At 65.1% G+C, this 20260-nt stretch carries 23 protein-coding genes, 1 tRNA gene and 1 other RNA gene; 11 read left to right on the top strand and 14 right to left on the bottom strand.

Annotated elements, in window-relative coordinates; translation table 11 throughout:
• Window positions 1-56 precede the first annotated feature (56 nt).
• From MU856_RS05105 to MU856_RS05050, 12 genes are all read right to left on the bottom strand, one after another.
• On the bottom strand, window positions 57-371 hold the full coding sequence (locus MU856_RS05105; protein ID WP_263588505.1) for a PepSY domain-containing protein: 315 nt from the start codon (window positions 369-371) through the stop codon (window positions 57-59).
• Between the two features lie 97 nt (window positions 372-468).
• Window positions 469-543 (bottom strand) — tRNA-Val (locus tag MU856_RS05100).
• Between the two features lie 162 nt (window positions 544-705).
• The gene (locus tag MU856_RS05095) at window positions 706-978 is read right to left on the bottom strand and encodes an HU family DNA-binding protein (protein ID WP_003044445.1); all 273 of its coding nucleotides are present in this window, start codon (window positions 976-978) and stop codon (window positions 706-708) included.
• A gap of 171 nt (window positions 979-1149) precedes the next feature.
• The gene (lon, locus tag MU856_RS05090; protein ID WP_263588504.1) at window positions 1150-3546 is read right to left on the bottom strand and encodes an endopeptidase La; all 2397 of its coding nucleotides are present in this window, start codon (window positions 3544-3546) and stop codon (window positions 1150-1152) included.
• A gap of 255 nt (window positions 3547-3801) precedes the next feature.
• The gene (locus MU856_RS05085) at window positions 3802-4137 is read right to left on the bottom strand and encodes a YbaB/EbfC family nucleoid-associated protein (RefSeq protein WP_003044450.1); all 336 of its coding nucleotides are present in this window, start codon (window positions 4135-4137) and stop codon (window positions 3802-3804) included.
• On the bottom strand, window positions 4134-5867 hold the full coding sequence (locus MU856_RS05080; protein WP_412072815.1) for a DNA polymerase III subunit gamma/tau: 1734 nt from the start codon (window positions 5865-5867) through the stop codon (window positions 4134-4136). Before MU856_RS05080 ends, MU856_RS05085 begins: the two co-directional genes overlap by 4 nt.
• 59 nt (window positions 5868-5926) lie before the next feature.
• A complete protein-coding gene (locus MU856_RS05075; RefSeq protein WP_263588503.1) occupies window positions 5927-6973 on the bottom strand; it encodes a hypothetical protein in 1047 nt (348 codons plus the stop codon).
• Between the two features lie 94 nt (window positions 6974-7067).
• Window positions 7068-7859 carry a hypothetical protein gene (locus MU856_RS05070; RefSeq protein ID WP_263588502.1) on the bottom strand — a complete coding sequence of 264 codons (792 nt, stop codon included), beginning with the start codon at window positions 7857-7859 and terminating at the stop codon, window positions 7068-7070.
• A gap of 334 nt (window positions 7860-8193) precedes the next feature.
• Window positions 8194-8291, bottom strand: an RNA gene (gene ffs, locus MU856_RS05065) — signal recognition particle sRNA small type.
• Window positions 8292-8332: 41 nt separating this feature from the next.
• Window positions 8333-9241, bottom strand: coding sequence for a class A beta-lactamase (gene bla / locus MU856_RS05060; RefSeq protein ID WP_263588501.1), 909 nt, complete (start codon window positions 9239-9241; stop codon window positions 8333-8335).
• Window positions 9241-9579 carry a 2Fe-2S iron-sulfur cluster-binding protein gene (locus MU856_RS05055; protein WP_120694163.1) on the bottom strand — a complete coding sequence of 113 codons (339 nt, stop codon included), beginning with the start codon at window positions 9577-9579 and terminating at the stop codon, window positions 9241-9243. Before MU856_RS05055 ends, bla begins: the two co-directional genes overlap by 1 nt.
• Window positions 9576-10661: a cysteine desulfurase family protein gene (locus MU856_RS05050; RefSeq protein WP_263588500.1), complete on the bottom strand. Its 1086-nt coding sequence runs from the start codon at window positions 10659-10661 to the stop codon at window positions 9576-9578. Before MU856_RS05050 ends, MU856_RS05055 begins: the two co-directional genes overlap by 4 nt.
• A gap of 211 nt (window positions 10662-10872) precedes the next feature.
• Here MU856_RS05050 and MU856_RS05045 point away from each other — a divergent pair, with 211 nt between their 5' ends.
• Entirely contained in the window at window positions 10873-11529 is a 657-nt protein-coding gene (locus MU856_RS05045; protein WP_003044467.1) for an alpha/beta hydrolase, read from the top strand.
• A gap of 148 nt (window positions 11530-11677) precedes the next feature.
• On the opposite strand, the gene MU856_RS05040 is transcribed toward MU856_RS05045, so the two are convergent.
• Complete coding sequence (locus tag MU856_RS05040; protein ID WP_003044469.1) at window positions 11678-11842, bottom strand: hypothetical protein; 165 nt, start codon at window positions 11840-11842, stop codon at window positions 11678-11680.
• A 152-nt stretch (window positions 11843-11994) separates the two neighbouring features.
• Here MU856_RS05040 and rpiB point away from each other — a divergent pair, with 152 nt between their 5' ends.
• The 6 genes from rpiB (at window position 11995) to MU856_RS05010 (ending at window position 15524) form a co-directional block, all read left to right on the top strand.
• Window positions 11995-12447, top strand: coding sequence for a ribose 5-phosphate isomerase B (gene rpiB / locus MU856_RS05035; RefSeq protein ID WP_263588499.1), 453 nt, complete (start codon window positions 11995-11997; stop codon window positions 12445-12447).
• The gene (glyA, locus tag MU856_RS05030; RefSeq protein WP_263588498.1) at window positions 12444-13751 is read left to right on the top strand and encodes a serine hydroxymethyltransferase; all 1308 of its coding nucleotides are present in this window, start codon (window positions 12444-12446) and stop codon (window positions 13749-13751) included. The genes rpiB and glyA overlap by 4 nt, the downstream gene beginning before the upstream one ends.
• 5 nt (window positions 13752-13756) lie before the next feature.
• Window positions 13757-13975, top strand: coding sequence for a hypothetical protein (locus tag MU856_RS05025; RefSeq protein ID WP_062766734.1), 219 nt, complete (start codon window positions 13757-13759; stop codon window positions 13973-13975).
• 3 nt (window positions 13976-13978) lie between these two features.
• Window positions 13979-14443: a transcriptional regulator NrdR gene (nrdR, locus tag MU856_RS05020; protein ID WP_062902257.1), complete on the top strand. Its 465-nt coding sequence runs from the start codon at window positions 13979-13981 to the stop codon at window positions 14441-14443.
• Between the two features lie 2 nt (window positions 14444-14445).
• Complete coding sequence (locus tag MU856_RS05015; RefSeq protein ID WP_062902256.1) at window positions 14446-15198, top strand: RNA methyltransferase; 753 nt, start codon at window positions 14446-14448, stop codon at window positions 15196-15198.
• Window positions 15199-15308: 110 nt separating this feature from the next.
• Complete coding sequence (locus MU856_RS05010) at window positions 15309-15524, top strand: hypothetical protein (protein ID WP_062902255.1); 216 nt, start codon at window positions 15309-15311, stop codon at window positions 15522-15524.
• Window positions 15525-15531: 7 nt separating this feature from the next.
• Here MU856_RS05010 and MU856_RS05005 read toward each other — a convergent pair whose 3' ends face one another.
• Window positions 15532-15843, bottom strand: coding sequence for a chorismate mutase (locus MU856_RS05005; protein ID WP_062902254.1), 312 nt, complete (start codon window positions 15841-15843; stop codon window positions 15532-15534).
• A 198-nt stretch (window positions 15844-16041) separates the two neighbouring features.
• Here MU856_RS05005 and rpsD point away from each other — a divergent pair, with 198 nt between their 5' ends.
• From rpsD to MU856_RS04985, 4 genes are all read left to right on the top strand, one after another.
• Window positions 16042-16653 (top strand): 30S ribosomal protein S4, encoded by a 612-nt coding sequence (gene rpsD, locus MU856_RS05000; protein ID WP_003044490.1) that lies wholly within the window; start codon window positions 16042-16044, stop codon window positions 16651-16653.
• 117 nt (window positions 16654-16770) lie between these two features.
• On the top strand, window positions 16771-18468 hold the full coding sequence (locus MU856_RS04995) for a M28 family metallopeptidase (protein ID WP_062902253.1): 1698 nt from the start codon (window positions 16771-16773) through the stop codon (window positions 18466-18468).
• Window positions 18469-18482: 14 nt separating this feature from the next.
• Window positions 18483-19466, top strand: coding sequence for an agmatine deiminase family protein (locus MU856_RS04990; RefSeq protein WP_263588497.1), 984 nt, complete (start codon window positions 18483-18485; stop codon window positions 19464-19466).
• Window positions 19467-19745: 279 nt separating this feature from the next.
• The gene (locus MU856_RS04985) at window positions 19746-20207 is read left to right on the top strand and encodes a hypothetical protein (protein WP_263588496.1); all 462 of its coding nucleotides are present in this window, start codon (window positions 19746-19748) and stop codon (window positions 20205-20207) included.
• Window positions 20208-20260 lie beyond the last annotated feature (53 nt).

Here is a 20260-nt window from a genome sequence, read left to right as displayed (position 1 = left end):
ACGCCTCTCTACCAAGACGCAACGATCATCGCAAAATGTCGTTGCAGCGAAAAATGTCAGGGTCTGCGGCCGACGATCCGGCCGGTGCGCGCGTCGACATAGACGATCACCACCTGGCTGCCGTCCATGAACTTGAGGGCATAGACCATCTGGCGCGCATCGAACTGCGGGCCGCCGAGATAGGTCATATTGCTGTAGGGGGCGCGCGAACGGACATCGGCGATCAGGCGGTTGAGCGGGATCACCTGCCCCTGTGCCGCCGCTTCGCGCAAATTGTCCTGGTCGCGGTTGCGATCGCCGCGCGCAGCCGCCGGGCCGGCTGCAGCAAGCAGCAGCGCCGAGGCGATCGAGAAGGTCAGGGTGCGGATCATGCCGGGAGATTTAGCCCCTATGCATTGAATAGGCGATGAATGGCCCCGTCAGCCGATGTTTCGCAATGCGACAACCACCGACCATGCCACCGGGCCATGGTGGGCGCGACAGGGATTGAACCTGTGACCCCACCCGTGTGAAGGGTGTGCTCTACCGCTGAGCTACGCGCCCGTCCCGGACCGAAGCGGCTGCGCCGCGTCCGAAAGCGGGTCGTCCATAACCGCTCGCGCCGCGATTGCAACGCCGATTTGCGACTCGGCACCCCCGAAATGCAAATCGGGCCGCAGCTTGCGCCACGGCCCGAGATGTTTCTTCGTCAAGAAGCGCCAGCGATTAGTTGACGGCGTCCTTGAGGGCCTTGCCGGCCTTGAACTTCGGCTGATTCGACGCCGCGATGGTCATCGTTTCGCCGGTGCGCGGGTTGCGGCCGGTCGACGCCTTGCGCTTGCTGACCGCGAAGGTGCCGAAGCCGACGAGACGGACTTCGCCGCCCTTCTTCAGCGCGCCGGTGATCGAATCGAACACAGCTTCGACAGCCTTGCTCGCATCGCCCTTGGTGAGGCCGCTCGAGTCAGCGACGGCGGCGATCAGGTCTTGTTTGTTCATGCCTAAGGAACCCCTGTGTGTGGTTGTTGAATGATTCTCATGGCCCGAAGCCATGGCGCGCCACTAACGATGTTTCGCCCCGCCTTGTCAAAGCAAAAAGCGGCGCGAAACCGGCCAAAATGCCGATTTTGCGATGAAAAGGCCCTTGCGGAAGCCCCGTCGGCGGTCCGGTCAGTGCCGAATCGCCGATTCGGGGTCTCCACCCGCCGAAATCGGCGGCGAAGCGGCCAATTCGTCGGCTTCGGTCCATTCGATCGGCTCGACAGGGCTGACCAGCGCCTCGGCGAGCACCTGATCGACATGACTCACCGGAATGATCTTCAGCGCAGCGGTAATGTTCGCCGGAATCTCGACCAGGTCCTTTTCATTCTCTTCGGGAATGAAAACGGTCGTGATGCCGCCCCTCAGAGCCGCAAGCAGCTTTTCCTTGAGGCCGCCGATCGCCAGCACGCGGCCGCGCAGCGTAACCTCGCCGGTCATCGCAACGTCCTTGCGCACCGCGATGCCGGTCAGCGTCGACACCATCGCCGTAACCATGCCGACGCCGGCCGAGGGCCCGTCCTTGGGCACCGCGCCTTCAGGCAGGTGGATGTGGATGTCCTTGCGCGCGAACAGGCTGGGCTTGATACCATAGGCGGGCGCCCGCGCCTTGACGAAGGACAGCGCGGCCTGCACCGACTCGGTCATCACCTCGCCCAGCTTGCCGGTGGTGCGTACTTGCCCCTTGCCCGCCGCAGTGACGGCTTCGATCGTCAGCAGTTCGCCGCCGACTTCGGTCCAGGCAAGGCCGGTAACCGCGCCCACCTGATCCTCGCGGTCCGAAACGCCGTGGCGAAATTTGCGCACGCCCGCAAATTCGGAGAGGTTTTCGGGCGTCACCACGACGCTTTCCGCCTTCCCTTCGAGGATCTTGCGCAGCGCCTTGCGCGCCAGACGCGCAATCTCGCGCTCGAGGGTCCGGACGCCCGCTTCGCGGGTATAATAGCGGATCAGGTCGCGCAGACCTTCGTCGGTCAGCTCGAACTCGCCGGCCTTCAGCCCGTGCGCCTCGACCTGCTTGGCGATCAGATGACGCTTGGCGATCTCGACCTTCTCGTCCTCGGTATAGCCTTCGAGCCGGATGATCTCCATGCGATCGAGCAGCGGTTGCGGCAGGTTGAGCGAGTTGGCGGTGGTCACGAACATGATGTCCGAAAGGTCGACGTCGACCTCCAGATAATGGTCCTGGAACTTCGCATTCTGTTCGGGGTCGAGCACCTCGAGCAGCGCCGATGCCGGATCGCCGCGGAAATCCTGGCCCAGCTTGTCGATTTCGTCGAGCAGGAACAGCGGGTTCATCGTGCCGGCCTTTTTAAGGTTGGTCACGATCTTGCCCGGCAGCGAGCCGATATAGGTGCGGCGGTGGCCGCGGATTTCGGCCTCGTCGCGCACGCCGCCGAGCGACTGGCGCACGAACTCGCGGCCCGTCGCCTTGGCGATGCTGCGGCCGAGCGAGGTCTTGCCGACGCCCGGAGGACCGACGAGGCACAGGATCGGCCCCTTCAGCTTGTTGGTGCGTGCCTGCACTGCCAGATATTCGACGATCCGGTCCTTGACCTTTTCGAGCGCGAAATGATCGGCGTCGAGGACGTCCTGCGCCTTCGCGATGTCCTTTTTCAGCTTCGACTTCTTGCCCCAAGGCAGGCCGATCAGCGTGTCGAGATAGTTGCGAACGACGGTCGCCTCGGCCGACATCGGCGCCATCGCACGCAGCTTCTTGAGCTCGGCGTTCGCCTTGGCCTTGGCTTCCTTCGACATCTTCAGGCCATCGATCTTGGCCTGCAGTTCCGCGAGATCGTCGCCGCCCTCGCCATTGTCGTTGCCGAGTTCGCGCTGGATCGCCTTCAACTGTTCGTTGAGATAATATTCGCGCTGGCTCTTTTCCATCTGGCGCTTCACGCGGCCGCGGATCTTCTTTTCTACCTGCAGCACGCCGAGTTCGCCTTCCATGAAGGCGAACACCATTTCGAGCCGCTTCGCAGGCGCATTCTCGACAAGCAGCGCCTGCTTGTCGGCGACCTTGATGTTGAGGTTGCCGGCAACCGAGTCGGCGAGGCGCGACGAATCGTCGATCTGCGACAACTGCACCGCGGTTTCGGCCGGCATCTTCTTGTTGAGCTTGGCATAGCTTTCGAACTGGTCGACGACCGAGCGCATCAGCGCCGCGGTATCGACACTGTCGTCGACGGCATCAGCGATCGGCTCGACCGTTGCCATCACGGCCTTGCCGTCATCGTCGAGCGACTGAAGCTTGGCGCGCTGCTTGCCTTCGACCAGCACGCGGACGGTGCCGTCGGGCAGTTTCAGAAGTTGCAGCACCGTCGCGATGACGCCGGTATCGTAAAGGTCATCGCGCACGGGGTCGTCCTCGCCCGGATCGAGCTGGGCGACGAGAAAAATTTCCTTATCGGCTTCCATCGCCGCTTCGAGCGCGGCGACCGAACGATCGCGGCCGACGAACAGCGGCACAATCATGTGCGGAAAGACGACAATGTCCCGCAGGGGCAGAAGGGGAAAAGACTGGTTCATCAGGGCTCCTGAGCGGGCGCAAGACCGCGCGCCGCCCTTTTAATAGGGTGGTTATCGCTAATATGGCGTAACTTGGCGCGCATTCAATGACGGTGCGGTGAATGGGCATCTCTCTTCCCTGTGGCAAAGCCATGGGGAGGTGGCAGCCCGAAGGGCTGACGGAGGGGCCAGCGACGCAATGTCGTCGCCCCTCCACCACCGCCTGCGGCGGCGGTCCCCCTTCCCCATGGCTTCGCCACAGGGAGGATCAATTCGTCAAAACGGCAGCTTGAACCCGGGCGGCAGCGGCAGGCCGCTGGTCATCTTGCCCATTTCCTCGTTGCTCGCCTGATCGGCCTTTTCGCGCGCGTCATTGAACGCAGCGGCAAGCAGGTCTTCGAGCATCTGCTTTTCGGCGGGAACCATCAGGCTGTCGTCGATCGCAATCGCCTTGATCCGGCCCTTGGCGGTCGCCGTAATCCTGACCAGACCGCCGCCCGAAACGCCCTCGACCTCGACATTGTCGAGCTTGGCCTGCGCCTCCTGCATCTGGGCCTGCACCGTGGCAGCCGCTTCCTGCGCCGCCTTCATCATTTCTTCGATCGATTTCATGGGGCGGACTTATGACGATTGTCGCCATCCTCGACAAGTCTTGCGTCGGGAAATGCCGCCAAAACGGCCTTTACCACGGGCAGTTCGCGGATCCGCGCATCATTATCGGCCAGTTTCGCGGCGCGCATTTGCGCCAGGCTGGGCCGGCCTTCACCCTCGCCCGCGCGCACCGACCAGCGATTTCCCGTTGCTGCAAGCAATGCGTCGGCCATGTCGCGGGCAAAGCCTTCGCCGAGCGCCGGCACGGGCGCGAACGTCAGCGTCCCCGGTTCGAGCGCGATCAGCCGCAGATGATCGTAAAGGTCGACCGCAAGCCGGTGATTGCCGATCGATTCGAGCAGTTGGTGAATCTGCGCGATGGTCAGCGCCGCAGGGGGCGGTGCCTCCGCCGCCTCGACCGCCGGCGGCGGCGTGTCGGCCGCAACCGGCGCGCCGGGCGTATCGCCGGCAGGCGTGGGTTGCGGCGCTGCAAGCGGCATCGCCGGAACGCCGCCCGATTCGAGCAGCTTCGCCAGTTCGCCAGGATCGGGCAGCGATGCGGCATAGATCACGCGCAGCAACAGCATTTCCAGATGCTCGAGCGGATTGTTCGCGCGCAGCACCTCGTCATGCCCCTTGAGCAGCAATTGCCACAGGCGGTTGAGCGGCGCGAAGCCCAGCTTCTGCGCCCAGTCGCCGATCCGTTCGCGGTCGGCGGCGGCCAGCGCCGGATCGTCATGGCGCGCTACCTTGGCCAGCGTTACCGCATGCGTCAGGTCCATCAACCCGCGCACCATCGCCACCGGTTCGATCCCCAGCGCATATTGCGCGCGCGCAAGGTCGATCGCGGCGCCCGCATCGCCGCCGAGCACGGTCGCCATCAGTTGCGCGATCGCCGTGCGATCCGACAGGCCCAGCATCGTGCGGACCTGATCGGCCGAAATCCGCCCGCCGCCCGCACCATCGGCCTCCAGATCGGCGTGGGCGATCGCCTGGTCGAGGATCGAGAGCCCGTCGCGCACCGATCCTTCAGCGGCATTGGCGATCAGCCAGATGGCAGGCGCCTCGGCCTCGACCCCTTCTTTCTGCAGGATCGAACTGAAATGCGCGAACAGCATGTCGGGGGTGATGCGCCGCAGGTCGAACCGCTGACAGCGCGACAGCACCGTCACCGGCACCTTGTTCACCTCGGTCGTCGCGAACAGGAATTTGACGTGCGGCGGCGGTTCTTCCAGCGTTTTCAGCAGCGCATTGAACGCGTTACGCGACAACATATGCACTTCGTCGATGATATAGATCTTGTAGCGCGCCGACACCGCAGCATAGCGCACCGCCTCGATAATCTCGCGCACATCGTCGACGCCGGTGTTCGATGCGGCGTCCATCTCGATCACGTCGATATGGCGCCCCTCGGTGATCGCGCGGCACGGCTCGCACACCCCGCACGGATCGATCGTCGGCCCGCCCTGCCCGTCAGGACCGATGCAGTTGAGCGCCTTGGCGATCAGCCGCGCGGTCGACGTCTTGCCGACCCCGCGCACCCCGGTCATCAGAAAGGCGTGCGCCAGCCGGTCGCGCGCGATCGCGTTGCCGAGCGTCCGCACCATCGCATCCTGCCCGATCAGTTCGGCAAAGGTCTGCGGCCGATATTTGCGGGCAAGGACGCGGTAAGGCCCGTTCGAGGGAGGCGCGGGTGCTGCCTCTGGCAAGTCCATGCCCAGCATCGGAGTGTCGTCGGCGGAATCGTCCATAGCCGGTCTTTAGGATGCGCCGCGCCGATTGTCGAAGGGTATGCGCGCGTCGCCGCGCGTCAGGTCGCCGCGCCCAGAACCGCCTCCGCCATCAGCTTGACCGCCGCATCGGGATTCGCGCGCTGCTCGATCAACCAGAGCATCTGCGCCGACGCGGTGATCGGATCGGCCACCGGCCCGTCGGCGCAGCCTGCAAGGTCGAAGGTCGGCGCCTTGTCGGCGGCCGGATGGACGCGGCTATTCTGGGCATAATCATAATATTCGCGCACCGGCAGGCACACGACGCGGGCGCTGTAGGGACCGGCGGGAAAGGCGCCGCCGCGCGCCGTATGGCTTTGCGAGAAGCTGTCCTGGATCAGATGCAGCAAAGCCCCGGCCGCGCGCTTGCGTGCCAGATCGGCGGCCGCGTCGCCGGTCAATTCGCTGCATTTGGTCGAGGTGAAGGGATTGCGGCATTCGAGCGTGAACAGCGTATGCACGCGCCACGCCTTATCGCCTTTCCCGTCTTCGGTCCGGTCGTCGCAATAGGGAAAGTCGGGCGGGGCAAAAGCCTCGGCAAGCGCGGGAGATTGGCTTCGGAAATAGGCGCAGTAGCCCGTCGTCGCATCGACGCCCTGCCCTGTTGCGATGGAAAAGGCGGCGCGCGTCCATCCGAGAATCTTGGCGCGGGTTTCGGATGGCGCCTCGCCCGCAGTCGGGCGCATGGCGTGCAGGAATTGCAGCGCGCCATAATGGCTGTTGCACATCAGGCCGCCAAAGGGCTTGCCCGGCCCGACATGCTTCTTGCAGCGTTCGGCGCCAAGGTTGACCGCAATCTTGCCCAGGCCCGTCGCGCTGATCTGGCGCGTCGGATCGTCCGGCCAGCGGACGGCATCGGCATAGACCGAACCGCCGATGTCGGTCGCGGCAAATTCGGCTGCGGTGCGGGGCAGCGGGCAATGGCTGGGCAAGGCACCGGCGGCGGCGGCAAGGCACCGCTCGGCCAGCGCGGTCAGCCGTTCATGATTGGGCTGTTTCGGTTTGATCTCATACGCCGTCGAGGTCTGCACCGCCCCCATTACGAGCAAGACCGCCATGCCCAGTCCGGCCGGAACAAAATATCTCATGCCCATCCTCCCCTGCTGCGACGCGCAGGGTGTGCTGGCAATTCCGGGCGGTCAAGCCGTAGTCTTGGCTATGACCGGAGGAAAAACGAAGAGCTTAATCCAGCGGAATATCCAGTCGCGCAGCTTCCGCCGCCCATGCCGCGCTCACGGCCTTTGAACGCTCCGCGCGCTGCCACTGATCATTCGCCACGAAATTTGCAACCCTCGCATAGGCTTCGCATATCCGTCGCGGCTCACGCGATTTCCGGGCCTCTTCCAGCTCCGGCATCGCCTCAAGTGCACCGGTCATAGCCGCCAGCGGATCCTCTTGCGCAGCTGCGTTACGGGCGTCCTCCGCCGCATATTGCAGCTCGTCGAGACGGGCCGCATCGACCTTGCCCGACTTTTCAAGGCGCCAGCGCTGCCACCGCGCCAGCCTATCCCAATAATCCTGTTGATCGCCGACCTGATCGACATAGGCGTCGGTCCCGCCATCGAACATTGCCGCTGCCTGCGCCTGCGTCTCCAGATCGATGCATCGGGCAGACGTAAGCGGTGCCGCTGTAACCGGCGCCGGTTCCTGGGGCCGCCGTGCATCCTCGGGCAGCACCCCCTCAGCTTCGAGCCTGTCGAGCGCCAGCAGATCGGCACGCCCGCAAGCAAGCGTGAGTTGGCCGGCGCGCCAGCTCAACCCCGCGTATAGGGTTCCCGACATCCCCTTTTCGTCTGTTGTCCGCATGAAAATATGATCGGCATCCGCGATCTCAGGAGCGGTCGGCACGGACTCGTCGGCCGCATCGAACAGAGGACGCCAGCCATTGCATTGGAACGCCGCTACCATCGCAGTCTCGGCTGCCGATCCCGCGTCCGACTCAGCCATCGGGCCCCGAAACTCGACCAGCATCACACGGCCGGACCAGTTGGTCGTGACAAGGTTTACGCGGCTGAACGGGGCGGGAAAAGGTTCGCGGCCCGGCTTAGATTCGCCCAACCGCGCTTCATACCTCGGCACTCCGAACCGATATGGCCCGGCCTTCTGGAGTCCGCACAATCGCGACAAGGAGGCGCCGGTGGCCGCGGGTTCCGCGGCGAAAGTCTGTCCAGACGTCGCCATCGCCAAAATCGTCGCGATCGCTGCCCACAGGTGCATATATTCCTCCCCCAATCTACAGAGGATTGGCGGGCCATTTCGACAAGAGCAAGGACGAATAAAGCCAGTCCGGACAGCTCTGAATTTCATGAGGGGTGGGAGCCGGAACGACCCGCAGCGAATTCGTTGCGGCTGCTTCCTTCCGGACCTGACCGGGTTGGCGAAGACTGCGTCCGCCCGACTCCCGGCGCGCATATGGCGGCGGCGGGCGCGAATTGCAAGCGGCGCGGCTATTCGGTGCGGTCGCCCGCCACCACGCGCGCCACATCGGCGATGATCGCGTTGGCGGCGTCGCCCTTCAACGCGGGGCGGTCTAGATAGATGGCGATCATATATTTGTCGCCCCCCGGCTCCTCGACGAACGCCACGTCATTATAGGCGGTGCCGCACGTCCCGGTCTTGTCGCCGACGTGCCAGGTTCGGGGCAGGCCGGCGCGGATGCGCCCAAGCCCGGTCTCGCTCTTGACCAACCAGTCGCGCAGCATGGTGCGATAGGCGGGGTCGAGCTTGTCGCCGAAGATGTAGGCGGCGGCGCTCTTCGCCATCGCCGCAGGGCTGGTGGTATCGCGCGGATCGCCCGGAATATTGGCGTTGAGATCGGGCTCCACCCGGTCGAGCCGCGTCACCAGATCGCCGGTCGCCTGCACATGATCGGTGAAGGCGGTCGGCCCGCCGAAATGATCGAGCAGCAGGTTCGCGGCGAGATTGTCGCTGAGCACGACGGCATCCTCGGCAGCGAAGCCGATGCGATATTCACCCTTCCCCTCCGCATCGAGCAGGCGCTCGGCGCCCGGCGAGTGCGGCAGCAGATCGGCGCGCGTGAAGGGCAGCGGCGTGCGCAGCGACACACCGTTCTTCGCTGCGGTCAGCGTCTGCGCGGCGAGCAGCAGCTTGAAGGTGGAGCACATCGCAAAGCGCTCGTCGGCGCGGTGGCCGACGATCAGCTTCCCGAACTGGTCGGTCACGGCAACGCCCAGCCGACCGCCGCTTTTCTTCTCCAGTGCCGCGATCCGGTTCGCGACGCTCGCCTGCGCGCTGTCGCGGGCGCTGTTGGTCGCTGCGGGCGACGACGCGCACCCGGCCAGCGTGACGACGGCGGCGAGCGTCAGGGCAAGGCCCACGGCGCGCCGGCGACGCATCAGCGCGGCCCCTGCATGTTGCGGCTTTCGGACGGGATATGAACGGTCAGACCATCGAGATCCTCGGTCAGTACGATCTGGCACGACAGGCGGCTGGTCCGGCGCACCCCGGCGGCAAGATCGAGCATATCCTCCTCCATCTCGCTGGCGGGCGGCAGGCGGCCGAAATCCTCCTTTGCGACGATGACATGGCAGGTCGAACAGGCCATCTGCCCCTCGCACGTGCCTTCCAGCGGCATCATATGCGCCTGCGCCACGTCGAGCAGGATCGAACCCGGTTCCGCGACGACTTCGGTGCGCCCCTTGCCATCGGCATGGATGAAGGTGACGCGCATCAATTCCCTCCCTGCAAGCGGACCGCATCCTTGATGGCATTCAGCCCGTCGCGCAACGCCTGTTCGGACGTATAGCGCCCCCAACCGAGACGGATGGAGGCGCGCGCGTCGGCTTCGCTCATGCCCATCGCGCGTAGCACATGGCTGACCTTGCCCGATCCGCTGCCACAGGCGCTGCCCAGCGAAAAGGCGACGCCGCGCGCATCGGACATCAGCCGCAGCCCGTTCACCCCTTCGCGCCGGATATTGAGATTGCCGTGATAGCGCTGGCTTTCGGCGCCGTTGATCGTCCACTCGGGCAGCATGTCCATCGCGAGCGACCACAAGCGCTCGACATGCGCAGCGTCGGCATCCCGGCGGTCCGCCGCCAGCGCCGCAGCGGCGCCGAAGCCGGCACAGAGCGCAGGCGAGACGGTCCCCGACCGCAGCCCCTGTTCCTGCGCGCCGCCCAGCATCAGCGGCGGCAGATCGACGCCGTCGCGAATCCACAGCGCGCCGATCCCCTTGGGTCCGTGAATCTTGTGCGCCGATACAGCGATCAGGTCGGGCCCTTCGGGAATCGCGATGCGGCCGAACCCCTGCACCGCGTCGCACAGCAGCAGGCTGTTCTTCGCATGCGCCGCCGCCGCGAAATCGGCGACCGGCTGGATCGTCCCGACCTCGTTGTTGACCAGCATTGTCGCGACGATGCCCCCTTCGGGAATCAGCGCCGCATCGGGCGGCAGTGCCAGCCCCGCGGCATCGACCGGCAGGATCGCCGCGTCCAGCCGCTCGAGGCACTGGAGCGATGCGGCATGTTCGATGCTGAGTCCCGCAACCCCGCCGGGCATCGCGCGCGCGCCGCAGAAGAGCGCCCAGTTCAGGGCCTCGGTCGCGCCCGACGTGAAGATGACGCGCCCCCCGCACGGCAACAGCGCCGCCACCTGATCGCGCGCAACCTCGACCGCCGCCGCCGCCGCGCGCCCTGCCTTGTGCGTGCTCGCGGGGTTCGCAAAGCTGTCGCCGTCATCGCCAAGCCATCGCAGCATCGCCTCGCGCGCTTCGGGAGCGAGCGGGGTCGTGGCCTGATAATCGAGGTAGATCATTTGCGGCATTTGCCCGCTAATCGCGTTGGTGTCGAGCGACGCTCTCTCTTTCTCGTCGGATGACCAACGAGAGCAAGAATCGCCTTCTATTGCGAACGATTCGCAAAAGTTGCAAGTTGAGACCTGTTTTCTATATAGGCGCCACCTTCGCTCCGCCACCCCGCCAACCGGCGATTCGGCCGGGAGCTCAGAAAAGATAAGAGGTGCTTCCATGCCCGACGTCATTTTCCCCGGCCCCGAGGGCCGCATCGAAGGTCGTTTCTCGCCCCCGCCGCGTCCGCGCGCACCGGTTGCGCTGATCCTTCACCCGCACCCGCAGGGTGGCGGCACGATGAACGACCGCATCACCCAGGCGATGTACAAGAGCTTCGTCGCGCGCGGCTTCGCCGTGCTCCGCTTCAACTTCCGCGGCGTCGGCCGCAGCCAGGGCACGTTCGACAATGGCATCGGCGAATTGTCCGATGCCGCGGCGGCGCTCGACTGGGTCCAGTCGATCCACCCCGAGGCGCAGACGACCTGGGTCGCCGGCTTCAGCTTCGGCGCGTGGATCGGTATGCAGCTTCTGATGCGGCGCCCTGAAATCCGCGGCTTCCTGTCGGTCGCGCCGCCGGCGAACATGTACGACTTCAGCTTCCTCGCGCCCTGCCCGTCGTCGGGTATCATCGTTGCTGGCGGCCAGGACGAAATCGTCCCGCCGGGCGCGATCCAGAAGCTCGTCGACAAGCTGCGCACCCAAAAGGGAATCACCATCCACCACGACGAGATTCCGCGCGCTAATCATTTCTTCGAACATGAACTCGATCAGCTCATGAAGTCTCTCGACAATTATCTCGACATGCGGCTCGCGCCCGATTCACCGATCCGCTGAGCTTCAAATCCTCCCTGTGGCGAAGCCATGGGGAGGTGGCAGCCTGAAGGGCTGACGGAGGGGCAAATAGCGCGACTCCGCCGCCCCTCGACCACTCGCTTCGCGAGCGGTCCCCCTCCCCATCGCTGCGCGACAGGGAGGACCGACATCATTTCACCGGAACCAGCCAGATCGCGACATTGGCGAACATGATCAGCGCCGCGACGATCATCAGCAGCGCGCGGCGGCGGTCGCCGCTGCGAAACACCATGACCGCGCCGACCAACAGCGCAATTGCACCCAGCATGACGATCGAAAGCAGCGTGTCGCCCATGCCCGGCGCTCTACGGGCGGCAGGCCGGCCGGTCAAACCCGCTTTGTGACAAAATAGCGGCGAAAAAGCCGCTGCCGCTTATGGCCAATCCGCAGCGCTTCGCTTAAAGCGCGCTCATCCGATTCCCTCAACGCCCCAGCGGGAGACGCGCCGTGCGCATCGCCATTGCATCCGACCATGCCGCCACCGACCTGAAGGCGCTGCTTGCCGACTGGCTGCGCGGCGAAGGGCATGAAGTTGCCGACCTCGGCACCCATGGCCCCGAGAGCGTCGATTATCCCGATTATGGCTACCGCCTCGCCGATGCCGTCGCCAATGGCAGCGCCGACAAGGGCGTCGCACTGTGCGGATCGGGCATCGGCATTTCGATCTCGGTCAACCGCAACCCCGCGTGCCGCTGCGCGCTGGTGTCCGAGCCGCTTTCGGCGAAGCTCGCCCGCGAACATAATGACGCGAACGTCATCGCGATGGGCGCGCGCCTGACCGGCATCGACATGGCCAAGGCCTGCGTCACCGCCTTCCTGACTACCGACTTCGCCGGCGACCACCACGCGCGCCGCGTCGACAAGCTTTCCCATCCGCCCGTCCTGGAGAACAGCCAATGACCACCGACACGCTCGACAAGCCCATCAAATCGGCCGGCTATTTCACCGACGGCGTCGCCGCCACCGACCCTGCGGTCGCCGCGGCGATGAAGCATGAGCTGGAACGCGAACAATATCAGATCGAACTGATCGCCTCGGAAAACATCGTCTCCAAGGCGGTGCTCGAGGCGCAGGGGTCGGTCTTCACCAACAAATATGCCGAAGGCTATCCGGGGCGTCGCTATTATCAGGGCTGCGCGCCGTCGGATGAAGTCGAACAGCTCGCGATCGATCGCGCGAAGCAGCTTTTCGACTGCAACTTCGCGAACGTCCAGCCGCACTCGGGCGCGCAGGCGAACGGGGCGGTGATGCTGGCGCTGACCAAGCCCGGCGCCACGATCCTCGGCATGAGCCTCGACGCCGGCGGCCACCTGACCCACGGTGCGGCGCCCGCCATGTCGGGCAAATGGTTCAACGCCGTCCAATATGGCGTGCACGCCGACGATCATCTGGTTGATTTCGACCAGGTCGAAGCCTTGGCGAAGGAACATCGCCCCGCGCTCATCATCGCGGGCGGCTCGGCCTATCCGCGCACGCTCGACTTCGCGCGCTTCCGCGCTATCGCCGACGATGTCGGCGCGCTGCTGATGGTCGATATGGCGCATTTCGCGGGCCTCGTCGCCGGCGGCGCCCACCCCTCGCCGATGGAGCATGCGCATGTCGTCACCACGACGACGCACAAGACGCTGCGCGGCCCGCGCGGCGGCATGATCCTGACCAATGACGAGGCGATTGCGAAGCGCATCAACTCGGCGGTGTTCCCCGGCCTCCAGGGCGGCCCGCTGATGCACGTCATCGCCGCCAAGGCGGTCGCCTTTGGCGAGGCGCTGCGCCCCGAGTTCAAGGACTATGCGAAAGCGACGATCGCCAACGCGCAGGCGCTCGCTAACCGGTTGAAAGCGCGCGGTGCTGATGTCGTCGCGGGCGGCACCGACACGCATCTGGCGCTCATTGACCTGCGTCCGCTCGGCATCACCGGCCGCGACGCCGACGAAGCGCTCGAACGCTCGGCGATCACCTGCAACAAGAATGGCGTGCCCTTCGATCCGCTGCCGCCGGTCAAGACCAGCGGCATCCGCGTCGGATCGCCCGCGGGCACGACGCGCGGCTTCGGCATCGCCGAGTTCGAGGAAATCGGCGACATGGTCGCCGACGTGCTCGAAGCGCTGCGCGACAAGGGCGAGCAGGGCGATGCCGATGCCGAGGCGAATGTCCGCGGCCGCGTCCGCACGCTGTGCGAACGCTTCCCCATCTATCAGGGATAAGGGCGATGGCGCGGCAGCACCCCGAAGAACCGACGCTGGTCGAACTGACGATCGAAGAGGTCAAGGCGATGGGCAAGCAGGGGATCGATCATCCCTCGACGCGGCCGGTCATCACCGGCGGCGTCGTCGGCGCGATCGCGGGTGCGGTGCTGCCCGTCGTGACCTGGCCGGTCGGCCTGTTCGCGGGCGCGGCGATCGCGCTCTATACGCGGGTGAAGCGCTAACCCATGCGCTGCCCCTATTGCGGACATGAAGACAGCCAGGTGAAGGACAGCCGTCCGACCGAGGACGGCGCCGCCATCCGCCGCCGCCGCCAGTGCGAGGATTGCGGCGCGCGCTTCACCACCTTCGAGCGGATTCAGTTGCGCGAAGTTGCCGTCCTCAAGGCCGACGGCCGCCGCGAACCCTTCGACCGCGAAAAGCTGATGCGCAGCGTCCAGATCGCATGCCGCAAACGCCCGATCGACGGCGCGCGGATTGAACGGCTGGTGTCGGGCATCCAGCGCCAGCTCGAAACCTCGGGCGATAACGAGGTTCAGGCGACGCAGATCGGCGCGATGGTGATGGAAGCGCTCAAGGGCTTCGACAATGTCGCCTATATCCGCTTCGCCAGCGTCTATCGCGACTTCACCGAAGCCCGGGATTTCGAGGAATTCGCCTCGTCGATCACCGAGGCAGCGAAGCAGGGCTGACCGTGACGGATCTGGCCCCTCCCCCCGTCATTGTCCTCGTGCGCCCCCAACTTGGCGAGAATATCGGCAAGGCAGCGCGCGCGATGCTCAATTTCGGGTTGACCGAACTGCGCCTCGTCGCGCCGCGCGATGGCTGGCCGAACCCCGATGCGGGGCCCGCCGCATCGGGGGCCGACGTGGTGCTGGCCGAGGCGCAGGTATTCAATACGCTGGCCGATGCGGTCGCCGATTGCCAGACCATCTATGCGACCACCGTGCGCAAGCGCGGGGTTTCCAAGCCCGTGTTCACGCCCGAAGAGGCGGCAAGTCAGGTTCATGCCAGCGCCGGACGGTCGGCCTATATCTTCGGGCCCGAGCGCTCGGGACTGGAAACCGACGACGTCGCGTTGGCCCACAGCATCGTCACGGTGCCGATCAACCCCCAGTTCGGGTCGCTCAATCTCGCGCAGGCGGTGATCCTGCTCGCCTATGAATGGTCGAAGCATGTCCCGAGCGGGGGCAAGGGAGGCATCGCGCTCGCCAGCCCGCCGGACGTCCCGCTCGATCCCCCCGCCCCGCACGGCGAGCTAGAGGAGTTGATCCAGCATTTCGTCCGCGACCTCGACAAGGCCGGCTATTTCTTTCCCGAGGAACGGACCGAGGCAACGCTGCGGACGCTGCGCACCGCGCTGACGAAGACCGGCTGGTCGCACAACGACATCCGGATGATGCACGGGATCGTGACCATATTGGGCCGCACGCCCCGCGCGCGGTAAGTCGTCCGCCGCAACGGAATTGACAATTTCTTCGCATCGTGCTGCGGTGCAGCATCGTTGGCCCGCCGCCGCAGAATTGCGACGCGGCTCTCCCCGGGAGTAGACTGAAGATGATGAGCCTGATGCTTTCGCTCGCCCTTGCAGCGGCGGGAACCGAAGCCCCTCCGCCGGCAAAGTCGGCCAAGCCGAAGAAGATTTGCGAAAAGGTCGAAAGCACCGGCAGCGCGGTGCCGAAGCGCATCTGCCGCACCGTCGTCGAATCGGCACCGCCAAAGGACGATGCCCACGCCGATGGCGACAAGCCCGGTACCGCCGCCACCAATTGAGCGACGGTCAGTCGGTGCGCAGGCGGTCCCAGCGGACGGCCTCATAGGCGATCGACTGTTCGACCAGTTCGTTCCACACCGCGCGGATACGCTGCGGGTCGAGGCCCGCGCTTCCGGCCTCGCGCGCAACATTGTCGAGCACCTGTGCCTTGCGCGGCTCGTCGCGAACGGCGCTGCGCTCGGTCTTGATCCGCGCCGCTGCGTCCATATAGCCGAACCGGCGTACCAGCAGCGCGACAAGCTCGCGGTCGACCTGATCGACGCCGGCGCGCACGTCGGCCATGGTTTCGCATTGGTCGGGAAGTTTGGCAGAGGTCATGCGCGCTGCCTTTAGCGCCTTTTTGCGCGCCGTCCAGCGTCCGGCACGACTTGACTCGGCCGCGCCTACCGTCTAACCGCGCGCCTTCGCAAATTGACCCCGCACCCCGGTGAAGCGGCGGTCGCACAGGACAGCGTTCCTGTGGTGCGATCCGGGACCCGCCGAGATCCTTCGGCACACAGCAAATTGGAGACGCAAATGTCGAAGCGCCAGAGCGCCAAGTATAAACTCGACCGCCGGATGGGCGAAAACATCTGGGGTCGCCCGAAGAGCCCGGTCAACCGCCGCGAATATGGCCCCGGCCAGCACGGTCAGCGCCGCAAGGGCAAGATGTCGGACTTCGGCATCCAGCTCCGCGCCAAGCAGAAGCTCAAGGGCTATTACGGCGACATCACCGAAAAGCAGTTCAAGAAGAACTATATCGAAGCCGCGCGTATGAAGGGCGACACCGGCCAGAATCTGATCGGCCTGCTTGAACGCCGCCTCGACGCGCTCGTCTATCGCGCCAAGTTCGCGCCGACGATCTTCTCGGCGCGCCAGCTCGTCAGCCACGGTCACGTCTATGTGAACGGCGTGAAGTGCAACATCGCGAGCCGCCTCGTGAAGCCGGGCGACGAAGTCACCCTCGGCAAGAAGGCGCAGGAAATGGCGCTGGTCGCCGAAGCGCAGAGCTTGCCCGAGCGCGACCTGCCCGAATATCTGGCGCTCGACGGCACCAAGGCGACCTTCGTCCGCGTGCCGACGCTCGACGAAGTGCCCTATCCGGTGAAGATGGAACCCAATCTGGTCGTCGAATTCTATTCGCGCTGATCCGGTTTCCACCGAAGCGACATCAAGGGGGCGGTCCGAAAGGGCCGCCCTTCTTGCATCGGGGCGGCCCGGCTGGCAAAAGCCCCCTCGTCGAACACGAAAATCCAAGGAAATTCCATGCTTCGCTTCCCCCGAACCACCGCAGCTCTTGCGGTTCTGCTCGGCGTTGCCGGGTGCAACGCCGATGCGCCGACGACCGGCGCCACGGCGGCCGACGCGGTTGCCGTCTTGCCCGATGTCCAGTTCCCCGACTTGTCGCTCCAGACTTTGCAGGATGTGACCAAGGAATTGTCGTCGGATGCCTATGAAGGCCGCGCGCCCGGAACGAAGGGCGAGGAAAAAACGATCGCCTATCTGACGAGCCAGTTCGCGGCGGCGGGGCTGAAGCCCGGCAACAACGGCCAGTGGACGCAGGAAGTCCCGCTGGTCGAGATCACCGCAAAGAATGCGACGCCGCTGCGCTTCACCGGCGGCAAGGCGCCGGTCACGCTGCAATATGCGAAGGATTATGTCGCGTTCAGCTATCGTGTGCAGCCGAAAACCGAAATCAAGGACAGCGACGTCGTCTTCGTCGGCTATGGCATCAACGCGCCTGAAAAGGGCTGGAACGATTATGCCGGGCTCGATGTGAAGGGCAAGACGGTGGTCATCCTCGTCAACGACCCCGACTGGCAAACCCCGGAAGCCAAAGGCGAATTCAACGGCCGCGCGATGACCTATTACGGCCGCTGGAGCTACAAATATGAAGAAGCGGCGCGTCAGGGCGCCGCCGCCGCGCTGATCGTCCACGACACCGAACCCGCCGCTTATGGCTGGAACGTCGTGGAAAGCAGCAACACCGGCACCCAATATCTCGCCGAAAAGAAGGATGGCGGCGCCGATCAGACTGCCGCCAACGGCTGGATCCAGTTCGACAAGGCGAAGGAATTGTTCGCGAGCGCCGGGCAGGACTTCGACGCGCTGCGCGAAGCGGCGGGCAAGAAGGGTTTCAAGGCCGTTCCGCTCACCGGCGTCAAGGCGTCGCTCAGCTTCGACAATCAGATTTCCAAGAAGCTGTCGCATAACATCATCGGCATTCTGCCCGGCAAGAAGCGGCCCGACGAATATGTGCTCTACACCGCGCATTGGGACCATCTTGGCCGCTGCACCCCGGTGAACGGCGACGATATCTGCAACGGCGCCGTCGATAATGCGACCGGCACCGCCGCGCTGGTGACGCTGGCGCAGGCCTATCAGAAGGCGGGCGCGCCCGATCGCAGCATCGTTTTCCTGGCAGTGACGGCGGAGGAATCGGGTCTGCTCGGATCGGAATATTATGCCGCGAACCCGGTGTTCCCGCTCGCGCAGACGGTGGGCGGCGTGAATATGGACGCGCTCAACCCCAATGGGCCCGCGAAGGACATCGTCGTCGTCGGCCGCGGCAAGTCGCAGCTCGACGCCTATCTGGAAAAGATCGCCAAGGCGGCGAAGGTGACGATTGTCGATGAACCGACCCCCGAAAAGGGCTTCTACTATCGCTCGGATCACTTCAGCTTCGCCAAGCGCGGCGTGCCCTTCTTCAACTTCGGCGCCGGCGAAGATCTGGTCGCGGGCGGCAAGGACGCCGGCAAGAAGGCCGCCGAGGATTATGAGAAGAACCGCTACCACGCGCCCGGCGACGAATATGCGGCGATAAAGAATTGGGACGGCATGCTCGCCGATCTCCGCCTCTATTATGCCGCGGGCCGGATGCTCGCATCGACCGATAGCTGGCCCAACTGGAACGAAGGCGACGAGTTCCGCGCCGCGCGCGACAAATCGCGCGAAGGCAAATAAGCGAGGCGGCGCCCATGACGCTCCCCATGCCCGCCGAATGGGCGCCGCACGCCGCAGTGTGGATCGGCTTTCCGCACCTCGATGACGAGTGGGCGGGGCAAATCGATGCGGCGCGTGCCGATGTCGCTGCTTTTGCCAACGTTGTCCACGACGGCGGCCGCGGCGAGGAGGTGCGGCTGGTCGTCAATGACGAGCGACAGGCGCAGATTGCTGCGGCTCTCGTCGATCCCGGGGTGCGCATCCTGGTGCAGCCGCTCGGCGACATCTGGCTGCGCGACACGGGGCCGATCATTGTGGGAACGGGCCTGAAAAGGCGCGCGCGCAACTTTCGTTTCAACTGGTGGGGCGAGAAATTCGTCATGCCGGGCGATCAGGAAGTCGGCGCGGCGCTCGCGGCGGAAAGTGGCCTGCCCGTCGATGAGCAGGATTGGGTGCTCGAAGGCGGCGGGATCGACGTCGACGGCACCGGGCTTTGCGTCACGACCGAGGAATGCCTGCTCAACATCAACCGCAACCCGTCGCTGACGCGCGCGGACATTGCCGTAAGGCTGCACCAGTCGCTCGGCATCGACCGCCTGCTGTGGCTCGGCAAGGGGCTGGTCGGCGATCATACCGACGGCCATGTCGACAATCTCGCCCGCTTCGTGGGCGAAGGACGGCTCGCCTTGCCCGTGGCGCCGGGCAGTGACGACCCCAACGCCGACATTTACGAGGATGCGCGCGCGCGCGCCGCGGCGTTCGGCGGCATCGAGATTGTCGACATCCCCTCGCCCGGCCGGGTCGAGATGGACGGCGAGATCGTCGCGGCGAGCTATATGAACTTCTACATCGGCAACACGGTTGTTGTCGTCCCGGCCTATGGCGTCGCCAACGATGCTGCGGCGGTCGAGGCGCTCGCGGCGCTGTTCCCCGATCGCCGCGCGGTCGGCGTTCCAGCGCGCGGAATCATAGCCGGCGGCGGCAGCTTCCATTGCTCGAGCCAGCAGGTGCCGGCGTGAGGCGACGCGTGGGCACGGATGGTGGTGCAAGCGTCGGTGTTGGGGTAGGAAACCGACGAAAGCGCGAATAGGTTTTGGCGCGGAGGACGAATACCGGGCCCACACGACAAGATCATTGCCAACGCCGCAACAGCGGCGCTGAGGCCCTTAGGCTTTCAGCGCAAAGGGCAATCGCGCTTATGGTTCTTCGATCATTCTTGGTGGCTCACTGTTGTCGAGTTCCAGCCAAGCTCTTGGAGCAAGGGCAGCTATCTTAACGTCGGAGCACACTGGCTTGGGATGGACGTTGCGCCGATCAGCTTCGACTTCGGCGGACGCTTGGAAGGCTTCGAGGAATACTTATCGGACGAACAATTTGCGGTGGCAGTCGCGCGCCTCGCCGACCGAGCGGCCGATGGAGCACGGCGACTTGCGGCAATGTTTAGTTCCCTACCCGATACGGCCGAGATTCTCCTGGAACAGGCACGGACCGAAGCGCGACAGGCACCGGCGCACCCAAGTTGGATGCTCTACAACGCCGGGGTCGCAGCAGGGCTAGTCGGGCGTAACGATGAAGCAGCCGAAATGTTCGGGCGTGTGTTGAATGGCCCCGGGGATCGAACATCGGTGCTTCATCTAAAGGCCGAGCGCATGTCCAACCTCGCATCGGACGCGGCAACGTTAAGGCAGGAAGCGGCTTCGACGATCGTGCAACAAAGAGAACCTTTACGGCTGTCGCCGTGGGACGCGTCACAGCTTTGATGGCCCAATGACCGCCATCGGTCGCTAGCCGACGCCCCCCGATCCTAACAACG

The sequence above is a fragment of the Sphingopyxis sp. GC21 genome (assembly GCF_025727575.1).
Lineage (GTDB): Bacteria > Pseudomonadota > Alphaproteobacteria > Sphingomonadales > Sphingomonadaceae > Sphingopyxis > Sphingopyxis terrae_A.
Note: the sequence above shows the minus strand (reverse complement) of the source record. Positions and strands in the feature narration are given on the sequence as shown.